Genomic DNA, 19032 nt, shown 5'->3' on the forward strand with positions numbered 1-19032 from the left:
AAGACTAAGACGAAAGGCTGAGACCGCGCGCGGCGGGGCGCCGCGATTATTGGCGATTGGCGAGACGGGCGACCATCGGCGCGGTGAGGTAAAGGATCGTCGCTTTCTGCTGGCCGGCTTGGGTGTAGCGGAACGACAGAATGGCGCCCTCCCCATCCGCGAGCGGCCCACCTGCCGCGGCGTCGCGCGACAGGCTGAAGCGCGCATCTGAGGGGATGACGGCCTCGCCTCCCGCCTCGTGTCCTTCGATCGTCAAGGCGAGACCGAGTTCGCGCCGGCTCTCGTCCGGCTTGAGGATGGCTTGGACGCCGCTCAGGGCGTGGCCGGAGACGTTGACGCCGCCGATGACGAAGCCGCCGGCCGTGCCTGGGGCCACAGCGTCCTCCTCCAGAAGCCAGCGGACCGCCTCGCCCGCCGGTGCCTCCGGCTCGTGCTTCGGCTCCTGCGTCGGCTCGGGCCAGGGCGCGGCCACGGCGGCTTGCATGGCTTGACGGCGCTCCGTCGGCGGCGCCGCGCGCGGCGGAGCGGGCCTGCTTAACGCGGCCGAGACGTGCTTGAGGGTCGAGGCCAGCGACTCCAGGCTTTGGCGGTCGAACACCGGCGAAAGCTGGTCGGTCAGCGCGACGATGCCCTCGCTTGCCTCCTTGTCCTTGGCGGTGGCGAGGAACAGGAGGCCGACGAGCGCGGCGAGCGACAGCGCCATCGAGCCGGCCGCAATCCAGGTGTAGCGGCCCGTGTAGGTCGCGACGAGAAGCGCCGTAAGAGCGATGCCGGCAGCGAAGAGCGCCACTTAAAGTCCCCCGCCCGTCAGTCCCGCGATCGCGATGACCCCGCCATGGCGGCATAAAACCGTGGCACGAGCACGGCAAATTGAGCCGCAAATTGGTGAACGTTTGCCTATCGGCCTGCCTCGCCGTGCCCCCTGGGCCCCTCAGTTGCCCAAAATCGGGCCGAAAGAGATACCAACAGGGTCATCGGCTTGGTTGCGGAAAGCCCCGGAATCGGCCATGGGTCATGGTGCATGGGATGCGGCCAAGGCCTTTGAAGCGGCTGAGGGCCTGCTCTTTTTCAGGAGTATGAACGCATGATGTCGAAAACCGAGCTCATTCAGAAGATCGCCGACCAGGCGTCGCTGGCCAAGAAGGACGTGAAGGCGGTCATGGAGGCGCTTGCCGACGTGGGCTACAAGGAAATGAAGAAAAGCGGCGCGTTTATGCTGCCGGGGTTCGCCAAGTTCGTCGTCGTCAAAAAGCCGGCCACGCCGGAGCGCCAGGGCGTCAACCCGTTCACCAAGGAGCCGACCACCTTCAAGGCGAAGCCCGCGCGCAAAGTGCTCAAGGTCCGCCCGGTGAAGGCCGCCAAAGACGCAGTCTGACGCTAAGCCGTCGAGGCGGGCGGGGATCGCCTCTAGGACGGCTCGGTCTCGCGGGCCGGCGCCCTGGTCTTGACGTCCGGCGCGGCGAGCGCGGCATCGACCGCCTGGCGATAGCCGTAGCGGTCGATGAAGGGCTTCAGGCGATCGGCGACCTTGCGGGCGATCGGTTGCGGCAGCCGGTAGGACGAGACGCGATGGTCGGCGCGGTCGGTCAGAATCGCGCGCATCGGCCCTTCGGCTTCCGCAAACCCCTCAAGTCCGAGCCGTGCATAGATGTCGCGCATGGCGCCGACCGGATCCTTGATGAGGTCCTCGTAGCGGATCTCGACGAGGCGGTCCGGCGCGATCAGGTGACGGTCCTCCTCGAAGGCCACCGTCAGGCGCTGGAACATGTCGAGCACGTAGTCGTCGAGCCAGGGATCGAGGTTGGGCGGATTGTGCAGGCCTTGCGTTGAGTAGAGCGCGCGCCACAGCTTGACCGTAGACGGAAACACGTCGAGCGGGTTTCGCGCGATGTAGACGAAGCGCGCGTCGGGGAAGAGCTTGGTCAGCACTTTGAGGCGCGCGGCGTTGGCGGGCGTCTTCATGACGAGGCGCTTGCCGTGCTTCAGCTTGAGCCGGCGGTAGAACCACATGAAGGCGTCGGCCCAGCTCTTGACCTGCTTTTCTGAAAGACCCTTGAAGTCGAGATAGGCGCTGTCGGCGGGACCGCGCCTGGGCCAGGCCATGGTGTTATAGGGCGAGCCCTCGCCCAGCATGATCATGGCGAACTCTTCCTCCTGCGGGCGGTCGAAGCCCACGGGCACGTCGTCCTGCGGACGCCGCTTTGGCAGGAGGATCTTGAACACCTTGTCGAGCCTGCCTTCGGTCAGAAGGAAGTGGTGCGGGAAGAAGCACTCATAGGTGGTGGGGTAGGCGAGGTTCGGGTCCTCGGAGAACAAGTCGTGGAGCAAGGTGGTGCCGCTCCGCCAGTGGCCGACGACGAAGATCGGCGGCTGGTCGAGTGGCAAGCTTTCCGCGTTTCTCTTGTACTTCCACTCCGAGATCCATTTGAGCGGCGTGTTCCACGGCACCCACAAAAACAGCGCCAAGGTGTCGGGGATGCAGTTCAAGGTGAAGCTGAAGCGGCCGCGCCAAAAGAGCCGCATCAAGGCCGAAAAGCGCATGCCAAACCAGACATAGAGCAGACGGCCGCCATAGCGCTCGATGGTAAGCGCGGGCATTTTCGGCTTTTTGCGGCGGCGGCGCTGCGGCTTGCCGTCTTCCTCCGGCGGCATAACCTCGTAGTCGGGCACGCGGGAACTCCTGTCCAGGATCGGATTTTGCGTCCCGCTTAGACGCGATCAGGGCGCAAGGGAAGCCCCAAAGGGCGAGGCCGATGATCGCGGGCTTCGCCCCTGGGGAGTGCCGGGGATGGCTAATGGCAATATCCTTGCTAAAAGGATGGAGAGATGAAGCCGCAAATCATAAAGACCCCCTCGGGGGAGGAACTCGTGGTGCTGTCACGCCGCGAGTAGGACGCTATGCTGGCGCGCCTTGGCGATGAAGACGCCGAAGACCGGATGACGGCACGAATCATCGACGAGACGCGCGATCAGATCTCTCTTCCGCTCGAGGTATGGGATGAGATTGACGCGGCGCCCTCCCCGATCGGCCCCTTGCGGCGGTGGCGCGGCCTAACCCAGGAGGAGCTGGCCGCCAAGGCCGGCATCTCGCAGGGCTACCTCTCGGAAATTGAGACCGGCAAGAAGGTCGGCGACGTCGCGACGTTGCGTGCGATCGCTTCGGCGCTTGGCGTTGGTCTCGACGATGTGACCTACGAGGGCAATTAGCGCGCGAGCGCTGCCTTCACTGCTGCCGCCAGCTCCTTCAGGTCGAACGGCTTCTGCAAGAACATAAAGTCGTCCTTGTCCGACAAATTGCGGCGGAAGGCGTCCTCGGCATAGCCCGAGATGAAGATGATCTTGAGGTCGGGATTGGTCTCTCTGAGCCGCTTCATCAGGGTCGGGCCGTCCATCTCCGGCATCACCACGTCGCTGACCACGAGGTCGACGGCGCCCTCATGGCTCTCGAACATTTCGAGCGCCTCGGCGCCGGTCGACGCTTCGAGCACCTGATAGCCGCGCTGGCCAAGCGCGCGGGCGGCGAAGCTTCGCACCGCGTCCTCGTCCTCGACGAGAAGCACCGTGCCGCGCCCGGTCAAGTCTTTCGGCTTCTCGATCTTGCGCTCGATCTTCGCGGTCTCCGGCTCGGCTTCGCCCACCCTCTCCACGTAGCGCGGCAGGTAAACGCGCATGGTGGTGCCCTTGTTCATCTCGCTGTCGGCGAAGATGTAGCCGCCGGTCTGTTTGATGATGCCGTACACGGTGGAGAGCCCGAGCCCGGTGCCGCGGCCGATCTCCTTGGTGGAGAAGAACGGCTCGAAGATCTTCTGCTTCACGTCCTCGCTCATGCCGATGCCTGTGTCGCGCACCTCGATCATCACGTACTCGCCCGGCGGCACGTGGCTGAGGCCAAGCTCGCGCGACTGAAGCTCGCTCACATTGGCGGTGCGGATGGCGAGCTTGCCGCCGTCCGGCATGGCGTCGCGGGCGTTGACGGCCAGGTTGATGACCACCTGCTCGAACTGATGCAGGTCGGCCTTGACCGGCCACAGGTCGCTTCCCTGGTCGAGGCTGAGCTCGATGTTCTCGCCAAGCAGGCGGCCGAGCAGGATCGAGAGCTCCGACAGCACGTCGCCGAGCTGGAGCACCTGCGGCCGCAAGGTCTGCTGGCGCGAAAAGGCAAGCAGCTGGCGCACGAGCCCAGCGGCCCGGTTCGCGTTCTGCTTGATGTTCATGATGTCCTGGAACGCGGGGTCGGTGGGCCGGTGGTTCATCAGCAGAAAATCCGAGAAGCCGATGATCGCCGTCAGCATGTTGTTGAAGTCGTGGGCGATGCCGCCGGCGAGCTGGCCTACTGCCTGCATCTTCTGGCTCTGGGCGATCTGCATTTCGAGCGCCCGCTGCTCGGTCGTGTCGATGGCGTAGGCGATGGCCGCCTCGCTCTCGCCTTCGGCTTGCTCGATGGGGCTCAGATAAATCCTGCCGCTCCGCTCGCCTGGGCCGGCGAAGGTGACGTCGACCGGCTCGATCAGGCCTTGGCGGGCGGTAACGGCTTCGAACGCGCGGCGGAGCGCCTGATGACTTGCCGGCTCGACCAAGCTCTCGAGGCTCGCTCCGCCGGCGCCCTCGGCATCGGCGCCGAACATGCGCACGAAGGACGCGTTGGTGGCGCTGACATGGCCCTTTGAATCCACCGTGGCGATGGCGATCGGCGCGGAATGGAACAGGCGGGCGAAGCGGAGCTCGGCGGCGCCCGCCTCCTCCGCTTCTCCCGGCCCGCGGTTGAGGATCAGGACGTGGGCCAGGACACTGCCGCGCGGCAGCCGGTGCAGGATGCGCACCGGCAAGTTGGTGCCGTCGGCCTTGACCAGGTCGATGTCGAAGTGCCGAACCGTCCCTTGCGCCTCGCCGCGGCCCGCGCCGGCGATGAGAGCGGCGCTGTCATGCGACATGATCTGGCCGAGCTTGAGCGGCCGGTGGGCGATGTCGGAGAGGTCGATGCCAAGCCATTGGGCGAGCGTGGCGTTGAGATACTCGATGCGGCCGCCGGCATCGGCGGTGAAGAATCCGGCCGGCGCGTTGTCGAGATAATCGATGGCGGCCTGCACCTTGGCGAAGCTCGTCTCCTCGCGGGCGCGGTCTATCGTAATCTCGTCGACCTGCCAGACGACAAGCCCGCCTTTGCGTCCCGACTTCGGGTCCGGCGGCATCGGTTGCACGGAGATGCGGAACCAGCGCGGAGAGACGCCGGCTTCGTCCCCAACTTCTCCCGGCGGCGGCAGGCGGAACTCCTCCTTCTTGCTGCGCCCCTGCTGAGCGGCGCGTGCGAGCCTGAAGATGGGTTCGGCAAGGTGCGGATTGGCGCCGAAGGCGCGGTCCGGCGGCGGCACGGCGGCGTCGGGCTCGAGCCCGAGCAGCTCGCGATAGGACCGGTTGGCGTAGAGCACGCGTCCCGTACCATCGGCGATCAGCGCGCCTTGCGGCAGATTGTCGACGAACGCCTTGGTGAGATCGTTGCGCGCGTGGCGCTGGCCAAAATAGAGGATGCCGACGGCGCCGGCGAACAGGCAGAACACGCCGACCACGGCAAGGCCGGCGAGGATCGCGAGCACGAACGGCTCGGCGATCTCGCGCGAGACCATGGCAAGGCCGACGGCGGCCACGGCAAGCGCCAACGCCAGCAGAACGACAAGGCTGACGCTGCCGTCGCGCTCGGGTTGGTCGGCGGCCGGCTCGGCGTAGCGCATCGGCGCATCGATATCCGTCATGGTCCGGAAAATACCCGATTCGAATGGACTTGACCGGACATTGTCATGGGCGCGAGGTCGCCATCGCGCACCCCCAAAATCGCTTCACCCAAGAGGCGGGCTCTGTGGTTAAAGAGCGGTAGGCCCGATTGCGTAGGGAGCCAGCCGTCATGGAATTCGACACCCTCATTCTCTACGTCGCAACCTTTCTGTTCGTCGTGGCGCTGATCGCGCTCCTCGTCTGGGCGTTCAAGGCGTTTTTCGGCAAATCGAGCTCGGCGAACTTCCTGAGAGCGCGCGAGAAGCGCCTCGGGGTGGTGGAGACCGCCTCGATCGACGGCAAGCGGAAATTGCTCCTGGTGCGCCGCGACGATGTGGAGCACCTCCTCATCATCGGCGGCCCCATCGACATGGTGGTCGAGACCGGCATCAAGGGGCGGCCGCATCTCGGGCCGCCGCTGGACGACGTGATCATCGCCAAAGCCGAGTCCCGCCCGGCTCCCGATTATGGCAAAACGTGATCGGACTTTAGAGCGATTCAAGTTGACTGTGGCATAATTGCCACGCCCGGTTTCACTTGTGATGGGGGGCAAGTTGCGGTAAATAGTGAACACGGTCTTACGGTCGCCCTTCGGGGCAGGCGGATGAAGCGACGCCGGTACTTTCAACCGCTCGTATCGTAAGAACGCCGGCAGTTCCCTGCTAATGGTCCGACACCGACTGGCCTAGCCAGTCATGTCAGTCCCCCAAACCTCTCCACTCCCCGCCCTCCAGCGGGGAGTTTTTTTGTCGCTGCGCGCGCTCCTGGCTAAGGTGCGCCGATGAATCACGACCGGACTGCAATCCTCACGCTGATTCTCGCCCTCGCCGCCTTGCTTGCAGCGGCGCGTGCCGCAGACATGCCGGAGGGCTTCGTGTATCTGCGCGACGTTGATCCAACCATCGAGCAGGACATCCGCTATGCGCGGAGCGACAATTTCACCGGCAAGAAGGTGCCGGGCTACGGCGCGGCCGAGTGCGTCTTGGTGCGTCAGGCGGCGGAGGCGCTGAAGCAGGTTCAGGCCGACCTCGAGCCCAAGGGGCTGACTCTCAGGGTCTACGATTGCTATCGGCCGACGACCGCCGTCGCCGCTTTCTCGGCCTGGGCCAACGAGCCGGAGAGCGCCGAGGCAAAGGCGGCGTACCATCCGGCCCTGAGCAAGAGCGCGCTGTTCCCCGACTATATCGCCACGCGCTCGGGCCATTCGCGCGGCGCCGCGGTCGACGTCACCCTCGTGCCGCTCGGCGGCGATGCGCCCTCGCAGAATAGCACTGCGCCCGCGTCCTGCACCGCGCCGCAAGAAGGCTTGGCGCCAGACGGCAGCCTCGCCATGGGCACCACGTTTGATTGCTTCGACGTGAAAGCGAACACCGAGACCGGAGGGCTGACCTCGGAGGAGATGCAGAACCGCGCCACCCTGCTCGAGGCCATGCACGCGCGGGGCTTCAAGGACTACCCATTCGAATGGTGGCACTTTACGTTCGAGCCCGAGCCCTACCCCGACACCTATTTCGACTTTCCGATCGTGCCACGGCCAAGCGGCGAGGGTGGGTGACGGAGGACCGGCAGGACACCCTGGTCGAGACGGCCGTGCCGGCGCGGCTCGACCGCTTGCGATGGGGCCGGTTCCACACCCTCATCGTCGTCGCGCTTGGCATCACCTGGGTGCTGGACGGCCTCGAAGTGACGGTGGCCGGCGCCGTCGCCGGCGCGCTCAAAGAAAGTCCCGTCCTCCAACTCACCAACGCCGAGGTGGGGCTCGCGTCGAGCTTCTATCTCGCGGGCGCCGTGCTCGGCGCGCTCCTGTTCGGCTGGCTCACCGACCGGCTCGGGCGCAAGCGCCTGTTCTTCATCACGCTCGCGGTCTATCTCGTGGCCACGGCGGCGACGGCGTTCTCGTGGAACTTCGCGAGCTTCGCCCTGTTCCGATTCCTCACCGGCGCCGGCATCGGCGGCGAGTACACGGCGATCGCCTCGACCATCCAGGAGTTCGTGCCGGCACGCTATCGCGGACATACCGACCTCATCATCAACGGCAGTTTCTGGATTGGCGCGGCACTCGGCGCTGGCGGCTCGATCGTGCTGCTCGACCCGTCGTTCCTGCCGCCGGACTATGGCTGGCGCGCCGCGTTCTTCATCGGCTCGGTGCTCGGTCTGGGCATCCTGCTGATGCGGCGGTGGATCCCCGAATCGCCGCGCTGGCTGATGACTCACGGCCGCCCGGACGAGGCGCACGCCATCCTCGACCAGATCGAGGACCACCATCGCGCCCGGGGTCATCACGTGCCGGACGAGATGCCTGTCACCTTCCGCCTCAAGTCGCGCCGCTACACGCCGCTTGCCGAGGTGTGGCAGACGCTGTTCCACGCTCACCGCCGCCGCACCCTTGTCGGACTCGCGCTGATGACGGCGCAGGCCTTCTTCTACAACGCGATCTTTTTCACTTACGCCCTCGTGCTCACCGACTTCTATGGCGTCGATGCGAGCAAGGTCGGCTGGTATCTGCTGCCGTTCGCGCTCGGCAATTTCCTCGGGCCGCTCATCCTCGGGCGTCTGTTCGATACGATCGGGCGGAGGCCCATGATCGCCCTCACCTACGCGCTGTCGGGGCTGCTGCTTGCGCTCACCGGCGCGCTGTTCGCCGCCGGCGTTCTCTCAGCGACGGCGCAGACCGCCGCCTGGACGGTGATCTTCTTCTTCGCCTCGGCGGCGGCAAGCTCAGCCTATCTCACCGTGAGCGAGACCTTTCCGCTCGAGATCAGGGCGCTCGCCATCGCCTTCTTCTATGCCGTGGGCACGGGCATCGGCGGCGTGGCGGCACCATGGCTGTTCGGCGCGCTGATCGACACCGGCTCGCGACTGAGCCTGTTCGGCGGCTATCTGCTCGGCGCCGCACTGATGCTGGCCGCGGGCGTCATCGCCGCGCGCTACGGGGTCGCCGCCGAGCGGAGGTCGCTCGAGCACGTCGCCACACCGTTATCGGCGGCGGACTAGTCGAGCAGGCTAAGTGCTCTCCTTGTGCACGACCGGGTGGACGCCTCCTTCGAGATAAACCCGTGCCTCGACCACGAGATGCTTCCAACTGATCTCAAAGGAGGAAGTCGCCTTTGATGAGAGAGCCGGCCAACACCAGAATTTCGAAGTCGGCCTTGCCGTCGCCATTGACGTCGCCTTGGACAATCACCTTGTTGCCCTTGACCTCGTAGCGCAGCTCGCCCTTCGCGTCGTGGAAGTCCCGCTCGCCGATCCACGTGAACTTCTGATTGCCGGGGAGGCCCTTCTTCGCGTCGATGTCCCGCAGATCGATCCTGTCGGCTTCGCTGCGGTCGAAATCGAGGATCTTGTCGCGCTTCGCGCCGGGCATGCTGTCCTTAATCGAATTGAAGTCGAACAGGTCGCCGCCGGAATTTCCGGTCAACATGTCCGTCCCGCGGCCGCCGGCCAGAGTATCGGCGAAATCCGAGCCGATGATGGAATCGTTGCCGCCGCGGCCATCGACAAAAGGAAGCCCGGTTTTGCTGGTAAGGCCGGAGAAGTCGAAAGTGTTGGCGCCCTTTGTGCCGTGAAGCCCCGCGCCATTGCCCTGCCAAATCTCGATGGACGAGCCTGTGGCGTCGAAGGCCGCCAGTCTCGCCACGCCTGATCCCAGCACTTGAAGCGTATCGGTGCCATCGCCGCCGTCGAAACTGTCGCCGATCCCGGCGCTGCCCGCGATGCGAAACGTGTCCGCGTCGTTGCCGCCGTCGAACTGGTCGATTTTGGAGCCGCTGGTGAAAATGTCCGCGCCGTTCTCGCCGAACACCTTGCCCGAGGTGCCGCCGACGCTGGTGAAGACATCGTTGCCGCCGCCCAGTTGGACTTCGCCGTCAATCGTGCCGAAGTTGACGATCGTGTTTCCGGTTGCAGAGTTGCAGTCGACATTGCCAGTCAGCGTGCCATGGTTGGTGACAGAGAGCCGGCCTGCGGAGTTCTGAATCGCGGCCACGGTTCCCATGATCGTGCCGCCGGCCTCGTTGTTGATCGTCAGGAGAGAAAAATGTCCAGTGGAGCTCAGCACGCCCACACCGTCCGAGTGGATCAAGCCGGAATTATTGATGGTCCCCGCATCAACAATAGTGGAACTAAGAGAGAAAACCGCATGGACCCCGGAATCTTGGCCATAAACCTCGCCGGTATTGTTCAGCTCGGAACCAGAGGACGACGCGGCAAATGCGATGCCGTCCGACTGCAAGCCGATCACCTTGCCGTGGTTGGTGATGGTTGGGTCGCTGCTGTTGAGGACAATTCCATCGGTGCCCCCGATGATATTGCGGCCTGCATTGTTGACGATCACGCCGTCGTCGCTTTCGAAGAACACAGCAACATCGTCATCAGACACGATGTTTCCGTTGTTGATCAACGTGCTTCCGCTCGTGTCGCTGAAGACGCCGGACTGGGCGCCGGATCTCACGAGCGCGCCGGCAAGGATCGTGAGGGTTATATTGGCGGCGCCATATTCGACCGCGTTGTTGGCCGCGTCGAACGTGGAGTCGATATCGGTGTCAACGACTGGAACGATCGTCATCGCTCTTCTCCTTCCGTAGGCGGCGCCGGACGGATTAGAGCGTCACTCTGGACACGCCTCCTTGCGACGTATCCTCCGTTTCGGGGTGTGGACCATCCACGCTCGGGAGGAGCATATACTAAACGTGCTACTTTTGCGCTAGGGTGCCGGGAGATGGAATGTCGGGAGTGGGCAGGATGTGGGCCCATGCCGACTTTCCAGGAGCGGGCCCTGAGCTCGAGCGCGCTCGGTCTCGGAGGTGGCGCGGTCGGCGACGGACTAGTCTAGTCGGGATAGGGCGTACCGTCCTTGTGTACGAACCGGCCGTCGGTGTTGGCGCTCATCATGTCGACGTCGGAGCAGGCGGTCACGTCGGCGGGCGAGCGCGAACCAACTTCGAGATAAACCGCCATCGCGCTCGATTTGTTGATCAGGTGATGGCCGTTGCCCGAGCCCTTCGGAAAGGCCGCGCAATCGCCGGCGCGCAGCATCGTCTCGCCGGCATCTTCGATCAGCGTCAGCTCGCCCTCGAGCACATAAACGAATTCGTCTTCGTGCGAATGCCAATGGCGCTGGCTCGACCAATTGCCCGGCGGCAGATGCATGAGATTGACGCCAAAATCAGTGAGCCCGCCGGCATTGCCCAGCCGCTGCCGCACGCGTTCGGCACAGGGTGCGTCGAACGGCGGCGGATAGCCCGAGCCTTGGCGTTCCGGCACGGCAGTGATGTCGATCTTGGGCATGGGTCTTCCCCGCGATCAGCGACCGATACTGTTATTCGTCGCGGTAGACGCGCTCGCGGCGTTCGTGGCGCTCCTGCGCCTCGACGCTCAAGGTGGCGATGGGGCGCGCATCGAGCCGCTTCAGGCTGATCGGCTCGCCGGTCTCCTCGCAGTAACCGTAGGTGCCGTCGTCGATGCGTTCCAGCGCCGAGTCGATCTTGGCGATCAGCTTGCGCTGGCGGTCGCGGGCTCGCAGCTCGAGCGCGCGCTCGGACTCGCTCGTCGCGCGGTCGGCGATGTCGGCGTGCTGCGCCGAATCGTCTTGCAGATGCTGCAACGTCTCCTTGGTGGAGCGCATGATCTCGTCGCGCCAATTGAGGAGCTTGCGACGGAAATAGGCCCGCTGCAGGTCGCTCATGAACGGCTCGTCTTCCGACGGCCGGTAATCCTCGGGGAGAATTTTCTTCTTCGCAGTCGCCATGAGAATCATGTCCGGGCGCTTCCAGTTGGTCGTTGGGCTCTTTAGCCTGCTCCCCGTGACCGGCGTTCTCTGATGGGAGACCCCCGCCGGGCAGCCCCGTATTACGGAAGCGAGTCGACAAGTCAAGACAGCACTCGGGCTTGACAAATCCGCGAAGCACCATCTCCGCGAACATTGCAAATCCGTCATATTTTGCCGCAGCGCCACATTCCGCAGAGCATATTTCTTGTGCAGTGCACTTGGGTCCCAGGGCCGGGCCTCTAGCGCTGCCCTTCCTTCGCGGGCTCGCGCGCGCTATGAGGCGCATGGCACGGGGGCATTAGCGCAAAGGACGTCTTGAAGCGTGCCGATCTCCAGCTACACGCACGCCGCAGGCGATGCCGTCCGCAATATCGGCGACTTTGCCGCAAGCCTCGTCACGCCGACGGTCAGGCTCGGGGTGACCGGGCTCGCCCGCTCCGGCAAGACCGTGTTCCTCACCGCGCTCGTGCATAATCTCATCGCCGGCGGACGCCTGCCGTTCTTCGACGCGGCCGCCGACCGGCGCCTGTTGCGCGCTTATCTTGAGCCGCAGCCCGACGAGATCGTGCCGCGCTTCGAATACGAGAAGCATCTCGCCGATCTCACCGGAGACCCGCCGCACTGGCCGGAGAGCACGCGCCGCATCAGCCAGCTCAGGCTCACGCTTGAATATGCCTCGACCAGATTTTGGAAGCGGCAATTGGGGCGCGAGCGCCTGCATATCGACATCGTCGATTATCCCGGCGAATGGCTGCTCGATCTGCCGCTGTTGCAGCTCGACTATGAGAATTGGGCCAGGACCGCGATCGAACAGAGCCGCACGCCGGACCGAAAAAAGGCGGCGAAGGATTGGCACAAGGCACTTGCCGCAATTGACCCGAGCGCGCCCGCGGACGAAGCGCTCGCCGCAACGCTCTCCGACCTGTTCAAGGCCTATTTGCGCGAGGCGCGCTCCGATCAGCACGCGCTGTCGACGTTGCCGCCGGGACGTTTCCTCATGCCTGGCGATCTCGAAGGCTCGCCGGCGCTGACCTTCGCGCCGCTCGATGCGCAAGGCGAGACGCGCTTTCCGCGCGGCTCCTTGTGGGCGCTGATGGCGCGGCGCTACGAAGCCTATAAGAGCTACGTGGTGCGGCCGTTCTTCCGCGATCATTTCGCGCGGCTCGACCGCCAGATCGTGCTGATCGACGTTCTTGCGGCGCTGAACGGCGGACCGGAAGCGGTCGCCGATCTCGAACGCGCCATGACCGAGATCATGGAGTGCTTCCGCACCGGCGCGAACAGCCTGTGGTCGAGCCTGTTCAGCCCGCGCATCGACCGCATCGTGCTCGCCGCCACCAAGGCCGACCATCTGCATCACGAGAGCCATGACCGGCTCGAGGCGATCCTCGCGCTCCTTTCCGAGAAGGCGATGAGCCAAGCCCGCTATGCCGGCGCCGAGGTCAAGGTGCTGGCGCTCGCCGCGGTGCGCGCCACGCGCGAGGGCGAAGCCAAGCGGAACGGCGAGACCTTGCCATGTATTGTCGGCTATCCCTTGCCGGGCGAGACCATCGGCCGGCGCACCTTCGACGGCAACGAGCCGTTCGCCATTTTTCCAGGCGATCTGCCGGCCGACCCGAAAAAGGCGCTGTCCGGCTGGCACACCGAGGACGGCGACATGCGCTTCGTGCGGTTCCGCCCGCCCGACCCGGTCGCGCTCCCTTCCGGCGGCTTCGCGCCGTTCCCAAATATCCGCCTTGACCGCGCCATTCAGGCCCTGATCGGAGACCGCCTCGAATGACCAAGAGCTCGCGCCGCAAGCCCACGGCGTTTCGTGTCGAAGAGGTTGAGGTGTTCGTGCCGCCGGAGACGGTGCCCGTGGTCGCCGAACCCGCAACGCTCCCTGCGCCGCAGGCGCGCATGCTTCCCGCGCTCAGCCGGGGCCTGCGCTGGGGCAGCCTCTTCCTCGGTGCGCTCGGCGCGCTGGTTGGCCTTGTCGCCTCGCTCTGGCTCTACGACTGGGCGCTCGCACTCATCGCCCGCGACGACTGGATCGGCTGGGCGGCGGTCGGCCTGCTCGGCGTCGTCCTTCTTGCGCTTGCGATGATCATCCTCCGCGAGGCGACGGGGCTGCTCCGCCTCGGACGCCTCGGCAAGATCAGGCACGAGGCGGACAGCGCCGCGCGGCAGAACGACAAGACGTTGGCGATCGACGTCACGCGCCGCTTGAAACGCTTCTATGCCGGACGCCAGGACCTCGCTTGGGGCCTGCAACGCCTCGCCGAGCACGAGCACGACATCATGAATGCGGAGGAGTTGCTCCGTCTCGACGAGCGCACGCTCATCGCGCCGCTCGACCCCGTGGCGCGCAGCATCGTCGCGGCCTCAGCCAAGCGCGTGTCGGTGGTCACCGCCATCAGTCCCAACGCCGTCATCGACATGATGTTCGTCGCCGCGCAGAACCTGCGCATGCTGCGCAAGCTCGCCACGCTCTACGGCGCGCGGCCCGGCACCTTATCCCTGCTCAGGCTCGCTCGCATGGTCGTGACCCACATTGTCTTGACCGGCGGCATCGCGCTTGGCGACGACGTGATCCAGCAGGTGATCGGCCACGGGCTTACGGCCAAGCTGTCGGCGCGGCTCGGCGAAGGCCTGTTCAACGGCGCGCTCACCACGCGCATCGGCATCGCCGCCATCGACGTGTGCCGTCCCCTGCCCTATCTCGAGCAGCGTCGGCCGCGCTTCCGCGAACTCGTCGCCGAAGTGGCGGGCATGCGCGGGTCAGCCTAGAAGCTTGCACCCGTCCAGGGCCACCGTCTGGGAGCGGCCGTCGTCGAATCTCAGAGTCACCGTGATCTTGTCGGCGCAGGCGAGGCCGCCGGCGCTGATGCGGAAGCCGCTCGCCTGATCGCTCGAGGCTTGCTGCTGCGGCATGACCGCGGGCGAGTTGAAGTTGTAGGCGACGCCGACCAGGCGGCGTTTTAGTGCGGCAGGCGGCTCGAGCCAGAGCTCGAAATGATAGAGCGGCCGCCGCCGATCCGTCCCTTGGACTTCGGTGACTTTGGACTTGATCCAAGCCCCGACGTCACCGCCGTCCGGCAGGCTCAGCGTCGCGGCGGAAGGCGCGTCTCCTGCGGATGCTTCTTCGGTCGGGTGCGCGGTGCCTGCGGCGGGCGCCGGGGGCGTGAAGGGGACCGGCTCGACCGCGTCCCAGGGAAGCTCGGGACCCCCGCCTTTGGAGAAGACGGCAAAGGCCTTCGGCTCCGGCTTGTCCCCTGAGTCCGCCGGCCGGTTCCACAGCAGATCGCGGGGGATTTCGCCCAAGCCGGCAAGGTTGGGCTCCTCGTCGCGGGGCGGGGCTATAGGTGGGGCCAGCGCGGCCGTCACAGCCGGCTTGCGGCTGGGGACCGGACGGGTCATCGGTTTGGCCACGGCGCGGGCGATCTTGGCAACCACGGTCTCGCCGCCAGGATCGGCCTCGGCACGCGAGGCGGTGTTTGGTTCCGAGGCGGACTGGGGGTCGGAACTCGAAGGGCCATCGAGCGAGACGATCGCCGCGAGCGCAACGACGAGCCCGGCAAGCACGCCAAGACCGGCCGTGCGCGCGCCGCGGGACATCTCCACGACCGGCACCAGCCTACTGACAAGAACCCGCATCACTCGAAAGTCCCCTCACCCGTCACCTTATCATAGCCCGACGCGGCCGGTCAGTGAAACGGCGCGGAAAGACGTTGCCGTTTCAAGGTAGATAGGCGCGCGAGATGCCATGTCGCATGGGCAGAACCGGCGCTTTGCACGCTGCGGTGGATAGCGGGGATAAGCGTTTGGTTTCGGATGCGGCTTCCGGCCGCCCGTGTATCCTTCCATCTGTGAGTTGGCTGGTTGTGGAAGGTGCCGGCGGAGAAATCCGAAGGTGTCGGGAAATGGCCGGAAGGACTCACGAGGGCAAGGCAAGCCCGAGGTCGTCCAGTGCCATGGGCGGCTGAAGGCGGCGGGAGAAGTGACCGCAAGGTGCCACGGTCTGGCGGCGTTGCCGCAGTACCGTGCGGTGATACCGGCAGGGTATTTTGCGCCACGAATTCCACCGCTGTCCCGGTTCGAGCCCGGCCAGGGCAAGAGCCGCGTCGTAGCAACGCGACGTTAAACAAGGGCCGTGGTCAGATCACGGCGCCGCTTTATGGGCAACCATGGGGCCGTGCGCGTGATCAGGGGCCGAAAGGTCCCGCGGCGCCGACTGATCGTCCCGAACGGGCGTGAGGCCGACATCGCAACAGGGAGGCGGGGCCCCAAAGCTCCGCCTTTCCTTTTGCCCGGTCCTCAACCCTCCTTCGCGCCCTTTAGATGTCCAGGTTCGGCCGATAAGATCGCGCCGCCATGGGGACCCCCAGCCTCTTCTCTCGCGGCGCGCTTGCGATCATCGCGGCGGCGCTGCTCGCCGTGCTGCCAGCGTGCGGCACCGTGAACCGCCTCAAAGGCCCCGAAAACGGCGCCTCGACCGAGAAGGACGCCCGCGACGTCGCACCCGACGATCCCCTGGCGCGGCCGACCCAAGTGGGCTGGACCTCGGCGCGGGCAACCCGCTGCGGCTTCATCTTCAGTCCCGAGCAACTGCGCGCAAACTACCTGGCTGCCGAGATGGCCGTTGGGCGCAGCGAAGCCGAGATGCGCAAGATCGAGAAGGCCTACGACTATACGCGCGAATCCGTGCTCGCGACCATCGAGGGCGATCTGCAGTATTGCAACAAGGAGCGGACCGACGCGATCAGGAAGGACCTCAACCGCTATCTCGCGGGCGACTACACGCCGACCGCGCGCATGGCGCGCTAACGGTCGTCGAGGGCGCTGTTGACGGGCGTGTGGGGTTTCCGTGCGGTGTTGAGCGGCGCCACCGGCTCGAGCTTGACCCTGGTGGCGATGCGCATGAGCAGTGCGTCCTCCGCCTCGCCGGCGAGCAGATAGGCGGTGCCGCCCTCGGTCCAGGTCACGCCGTTGATCGGCCCATAGCGCTCCGAGCTCAGCGTCTCGGCGCCATCGCCTTTCCTCGCGTAGAGCGCGAGCGGCGCGCCCTCAGAGCCGAGATAAAGGATCTGCGTGAACGGCGCGCCGCCTATGCGCAACACTTGTGCGCGCGCGAAGCGGAAGCCTTGCGGCTCGAGATTGGGAAGCTTGAGATCGGAGCCGAGGATCTCGGCGAGCTGGAACCGGACGAAGTCAGGATTGCCCTGGCCTTCGAGACCGACCTCCACGCTCGCCCGGCTGAGAAGCGCATGCGCGCGCGCCGCCTCTTCCTGCCAGCTTAGTATGGGCAGCGTGTGCGTCGCGGTCGAAGAGACGGGCGAAAAGCCCTGCAGCGACAGCGGCCAGCCATAGCCAATCGCGGCGAGGAGCAGCGCGGCGGCGATGCCGAGGGCGGCGAGCGTCCTCTTGACGATGCGCCACTCGATGAAGATGCCGTCGCGCGGCGGCGCCGACGCAGCCGAGACGTCCACCTCCTCGCCGGCGAGGATCGCCTCGAATGCGGCCTCGAGACGATCATGCGCGTGCTTCAACGCCTCGACGCGCGCGGCAATCACGTCGTCCTGATCGAGCACCTTCTCCACCGCGCGCGTCTGCTTGCGCGCGAGCTGTCCATCGACATACGCCACGAGGAGTTCGTCGCTGAGTTCGGTCATGGTGAACCTCTGAGCCCTTCGGGATAGAGGGTTTCGACGATAGCTGCGGCCGGCGCCGGCGGGCGGGCGCTCAAGCGGTCGGCGAGCGCCGCGGTGATGCGGACGAGCCGCGCGGCGATGGTGTCGGGGTGGACATCGAGAACGCGGCCCGCGTCTTCGTAGTCGAAGCCTTCGCCGTAGACGAGCAGCAGAGTGAGCCGCTGTTGCGCGGGAAGATTGCCGAGGAACTCGACGATCGGCGCATCGAAGTAGCAGTCCACCTCCGGGTAGAACAGTTCGCCAAAACTTGCCTCGTCGACCCTGGTTTGCGCCACGGGATCGGCATGGGCGCGCAGCTCATGCAGCCAGTGCTGGTAGATCTCGCCGAACGCCCACACGTCGAGCGCCGTGCCGCGTTGATAGCGATGTTGCTCGGCGAGCATGGCGGAGAGAGCTCGGCCGAGCAGAGCCTTGCCGTCGTCGCGCGCGCCGACCAGCATGTCGGCAAAGCGCTTGAGCCTCGGCAAGATGGCAATGAGGCCTGGCCGTAGCGAATGGTGAAATTCTTCTGCCTGCACGCCTCGTTCCCCGCCGCTTGGGTCAGAGCCGGCCTTGCGCGGGTCCCCCTCGCGAATCAATAGTTTAGCACATTCGGCGGACACGAAAGCCGATCAGAACCCGGTTACTTGCCCAAAAAGCGCTTGCTTCATGCGCCAAGGTGCCCAATCTTTGCGCAAGAGGGGAAATACCTATGACGGTCGTACCCCACGGCTCGGATCAGACGGAGTCGCAAGTCGTCGGCCCATCGCGTCGGCCCGGCAATGGGATGTCTGCGAGCGCGATTCCCCAAACCAACGATGTGGCCGCACCGGGTCAAAGCGCGTGGCGGCGGCGTCTCGCTGGACGCATCGCCGCAATCGCCGACAAGACGTCGAGCCAAACCAAGTCCGCGACCAAGGTCGGCTTGGCGCGCGCGGCAGAATACGGCCGCGAGAACGTGCTGCCGGAGTTCGAGCATGCGCGCACCAAGATCAAAGAGCATGCGCGCCCCGAGCAACTTAAGAAGGACTACAACAATTTTCTCCATTGGCTGCACGCGCGCGTGCTCGACCCGCCGAAGGAGCAGTTGTTCTTCATCCCGACCAAGGACAAGATCGCGCTTGCCGGGCTTACGATCCGCGGCAGCAATCGCGAACACGGTCACGATTACCGGCCGACCCCGTGCCAGCTCTTCGAGTGGACGCTCGCCGCCATCGACTACGACTTCTCGAAGCTCACTTTCGTCGACTATGGCGCGGGACAGGGGCGCGTCATGCTGCTCGCCTCCGAGCATCCCTTCGCCGCGGTCGGCGGCATCGAGTTCGCCGAGGAGCTGCACGACAACGCGGCGATGAACATCGCGCAATATCCGCGCTCGCGCATGCGCTGCCGCAACGTCGAATGCGTGCTGGAGGACGCGAGCCAGGTCGGGCCGCCCGACGGCGAGGCCGTCCACTATTTCTTCAACCCGTTCTCGCGCGAGGTGTTCGCCGAGGTGCTGCAAAATCTCGTGGTGTCGTACCGCAAGAAGCCGCGGCGGCTCTACCTCATCCTCGTCGATCCGGTGGCGACCGATCTCATCGACTCAAGCGGCGTGTTCATGCGGATTGAGCTGCCGCAGCAGGAGCGGCTCAAGGTGCGGCTGTTCAGCCCTTACGAGGTCGCGATCTACCGCACGCTCGCGTAACTTCCTCGAGTGAATGAGCCACCCCTCTCCCCGCTGGGGAGAGGGCTTTCCGCCGCGAGCTTGCGCGAGCGAAGCTCTTGCGCAAGTCGCATGGCGGGAAGGGTGAGGGGGTGAGCAGCCAGAAGCCTTAGGCCCCCCTCACC

General features: G+C 65.5%; 18 protein-coding genes. 9 read left to right on the top strand and 9 right to left on the bottom strand.

Annotation, left to right across the window (positions count from 1 at the left end):
* Positions 1–46: 46 nt before the first annotated feature.
* The gene (locus ACRECX_RS12425) at positions 47–790 is read right to left on the bottom strand and encodes a hypothetical protein (RefSeq protein WP_431559152.1); all 744 of its coding nucleotides are present in this window, start codon (positions 788–790) and stop codon (positions 47–49) included.
* A 297-nt stretch (positions 791–1087) separates the two neighbouring features.
* On the opposite strand from ACRECX_RS12425, the gene ACRECX_RS12430 reads away from it, so the two are divergent.
* Complete coding sequence (locus ACRECX_RS12430) at positions 1088–1375, top strand: HU family DNA-binding protein (RefSeq protein ID WP_431559169.1); 288 nt, start codon at positions 1088–1090, stop codon at positions 1373–1375.
* Between the two features lie 32 nt (positions 1376–1407).
* Here ACRECX_RS12430 and ACRECX_RS12435 read toward each other — a convergent pair whose 3' ends face one another.
* Positions 1408–2670 carry a sulfotransferase family protein gene (locus tag ACRECX_RS12435; RefSeq protein WP_431559153.1) on the bottom strand — a complete coding sequence of 421 codons (1263 nt, stop codon included), beginning with the start codon at positions 2668–2670 and terminating at the stop codon, positions 1408–1410.
* Positions 2671–2898: 228 nt separating this feature from the next.
* Between ACRECX_RS12435 and ACRECX_RS12440 the strand changes: the two genes are divergently transcribed.
* Positions 2899–3207 (top strand): helix-turn-helix domain-containing protein, encoded by a 309-nt coding sequence (locus ACRECX_RS12440; RefSeq protein WP_431559154.1) that lies wholly within the window; start codon positions 2899–2901, stop codon positions 3205–3207.
* Here the strand turns inward: ACRECX_RS12440 and cckA are convergent.
* Positions 3204–5747, bottom strand: a complete 2544-nt coding sequence (cckA, locus tag ACRECX_RS12445; RefSeq protein ID WP_431559155.1) for a cell cycle histidine kinase CckA — start codon at positions 5745–5747, stop codon at positions 3204–3206. The genes ACRECX_RS12440 and cckA overlap by 4 nt on opposite strands.
* Before the next feature lie 149 nt (positions 5748–5896).
* Between cckA and ACRECX_RS12450 the strand changes: the two genes are divergently transcribed.
* The 3 genes from ACRECX_RS12450 to ACRECX_RS12460 all read left to right on the top strand — a co-directional run bounded on the left by ACRECX_RS12450 (position 5897) and on the right by ACRECX_RS12460 (position 8760).
* Positions 5897–6247 (top strand): hypothetical protein, encoded by a 351-nt coding sequence (locus tag ACRECX_RS12450; protein WP_431559156.1) that lies wholly within the window; start codon positions 5897–5899, stop codon positions 6245–6247.
* A 300-nt stretch (positions 6248–6547) separates the two neighbouring features.
* Entirely contained in the window at positions 6548–7321 is a 774-nt protein-coding gene (locus ACRECX_RS12455) for a M15 family metallopeptidase (RefSeq protein ID WP_431559157.1), read from the top strand.
* A complete protein-coding gene (locus ACRECX_RS12460) occupies positions 7231–8760 on the top strand; it encodes an MFS transporter (protein ID WP_431559158.1) in 1530 nt (509 codons plus the stop codon). The genes ACRECX_RS12455 and ACRECX_RS12460 overlap by 91 nt, the downstream gene beginning before the upstream one ends.
* A 94-nt stretch (positions 8761–8854) precedes the next feature.
* On the opposite strand, the gene ACRECX_RS12465 is transcribed toward ACRECX_RS12460, so the two are convergent.
* The 3 genes from ACRECX_RS12465 to dksA all read right to left on the bottom strand — a co-directional run bounded on the left by ACRECX_RS12465 (position 8855) and on the right by dksA (position 11521).
* Complete coding sequence (locus tag ACRECX_RS12465) at positions 8855–10330, bottom strand: hypothetical protein (RefSeq protein ID WP_431559159.1); 1476 nt, start codon at positions 10328–10330, stop codon at positions 8855–8857.
* A gap of 263 nt (positions 10331–10593) precedes the next feature.
* Positions 10594–11052 carry a cupin domain-containing protein gene (locus tag ACRECX_RS12470; protein ID WP_431559160.1) on the bottom strand — a complete coding sequence of 153 codons (459 nt, stop codon included), beginning with the start codon at positions 11050–11052 and terminating at the stop codon, positions 10594–10596.
* 31 nt (positions 11053–11083) lie between these two features.
* Entirely contained in the window at positions 11084–11521 is a 438-nt protein-coding gene (gene dksA / locus ACRECX_RS12475) for an RNA polymerase-binding protein DksA (protein WP_431559161.1), read from the bottom strand.
* 334 nt (positions 11522–11855) lie between these two features.
* Between dksA and ACRECX_RS12480 the strand changes: the two genes are divergently transcribed.
* Positions 11856–13313, top strand: a complete 1458-nt coding sequence (locus tag ACRECX_RS12480; RefSeq protein WP_431559162.1) for a YcjX family protein — start codon at positions 11856–11858, stop codon at positions 13311–13313.
* Entirely contained in the window at positions 13310–14302 is a 993-nt protein-coding gene (locus ACRECX_RS12485; protein WP_431559163.1) for a YcjF family protein, read from the top strand. The genes ACRECX_RS12480 and ACRECX_RS12485 overlap by 4 nt, the downstream gene beginning before the upstream one ends.
* Here ACRECX_RS12485 and ACRECX_RS12490 read toward each other — a convergent pair.
* The gene (locus ACRECX_RS12490; RefSeq protein WP_431559164.1) at positions 14294–15169 is read right to left on the bottom strand and encodes a hypothetical protein; all 876 of its coding nucleotides are present in this window, start codon (positions 15167–15169) and stop codon (positions 14294–14296) included. The two genes, ACRECX_RS12485 and ACRECX_RS12490, sit on opposite strands and share 9 nt — an antisense overlap.
* A 717-nt stretch (positions 15170–15886) precedes the next feature.
* Between ACRECX_RS12490 and ACRECX_RS12495 the strand changes: the two genes are divergently transcribed.
* A complete protein-coding gene (locus ACRECX_RS12495) occupies positions 15887–16339 on the top strand; it encodes a hypothetical protein (protein ID WP_431559165.1) in 453 nt (150 codons plus the stop codon).
* Here ACRECX_RS12495 and ACRECX_RS12500 read toward each other — a convergent pair.
* Both ACRECX_RS12500 and ACRECX_RS12505 read right to left on the bottom strand, forming a co-directional pair.
* Positions 16336–17184, bottom strand: a complete 849-nt coding sequence (locus tag ACRECX_RS12500) for an anti-sigma factor family protein (RefSeq protein ID WP_431559166.1) — start codon at positions 17182–17184, stop codon at positions 16336–16338. The genes ACRECX_RS12495 and ACRECX_RS12500 overlap by 4 nt on opposite strands.
* The gene (locus ACRECX_RS12505; protein WP_431559167.1) at positions 17181–17741 is read right to left on the bottom strand and encodes a sigma factor-like helix-turn-helix DNA-binding protein; all 561 of its coding nucleotides are present in this window, start codon (positions 17739–17741) and stop codon (positions 17181–17183) included. The genes ACRECX_RS12500 and ACRECX_RS12505 overlap by 4 nt, the downstream gene beginning before the upstream one ends.
* Positions 17742–17914: 173 nt before the next feature.
* Here ACRECX_RS12505 and ACRECX_RS12510 point away from each other — a divergent pair, with 173 nt between their 5' ends.
* Positions 17915–18889 carry a hypothetical protein gene (locus ACRECX_RS12510; protein WP_431559168.1) on the top strand — a complete coding sequence of 325 codons (975 nt, stop codon included), beginning with the start codon at positions 17915–17917 and terminating at the stop codon, positions 18887–18889.
* The last annotated feature ends 143 nt before the right edge of the window (positions 18890–19032 follow it).

The sequence above is a fragment of the Methyloceanibacter sp. genome (genome assembly GCF_050726195.1).
Lineage (GTDB): Bacteria > Pseudomonadota > Alphaproteobacteria > Rhizobiales > Methyloligellaceae > Methyloceanibacter.

Coding starts and splice junctions, on each gene's coding strand:
- ACRECX_RS12470 (WP_431559160.1), bottom strand. CDS start 11,052: ATGCCCAAGATCGACATCACTGCCGTGCCGGAACGCCAAGGCTCGGGC.
- ACRECX_RS12440 (WP_431559154.1), top strand. CDS start 2,899: ATGCTGGCGCGCCTTGGCGATGAAGACGCCGAAGACCGGATGACGGCA.
- cckA (WP_431559155.1), bottom strand. CDS start 5,747: ATGACGGATATCGATGCGCCGATGCGCTACGCCGAGCCGGCCGCCGAC.
- ACRECX_RS12490 (WP_431559164.1), bottom strand. CDS start 15,169: ATGCGGGTTCTTGTCAGTAGGCTGGTGCCGGTCGTGGAGATGTCCCGC.
- ACRECX_RS12460 (WP_431559158.1), top strand. CDS start 7,231: ATGGTGGCACTTTACGTTCGAGCCCGAGCCCTACCCCGACACCTATTT.
- ACRECX_RS12485 (WP_431559163.1), top strand. CDS start 13,310: ATGACCAAGAGCTCGCGCCGCAAGCCCACGGCGTTTCGTGTCGAAGAG.
- ACRECX_RS12450 (WP_431559156.1), top strand. CDS start 5,897: ATGGAATTCGACACCCTCATTCTCTACGTCGCAACCTTTCTGTTCGTC.
- ACRECX_RS12430 (WP_431559169.1), top strand. CDS start 1,088: ATGTCGAAAACCGAGCTCATTCAGAAGATCGCCGACCAGGCGTCGCTG.
- ACRECX_RS12500 (WP_431559166.1), bottom strand. CDS start 17,184: ATGACCGAACTCAGCGACGAACTCCTCGTGGCGTATGTCGATGGACAG.
- ACRECX_RS12455 (WP_431559157.1), top strand. CDS start 6,548: ATGAATCACGACCGGACTGCAATCCTCACGCTGATTCTCGCCCTCGCC.
- ACRECX_RS12465 (WP_431559159.1), bottom strand. CDS start 10,330: ATGACGATCGTTCCAGTCGTTGACACCGATATCGACTCCACGTTCGAC.
- ACRECX_RS12495 (WP_431559165.1), top strand. CDS start 15,887: ATGGGGACCCCCAGCCTCTTCTCTCGCGGCGCGCTTGCGATCATCGCG.
- ACRECX_RS12510 (WP_431559168.1), top strand. CDS start 17,915: ATGACGGTCGTACCCCACGGCTCGGATCAGACGGAGTCGCAAGTCGTC.
- dksA (WP_431559161.1), bottom strand. CDS start 11,521: ATGATTCTCATGGCGACTGCGAAGAAGAAAATTCTCCCCGAGGATTAC.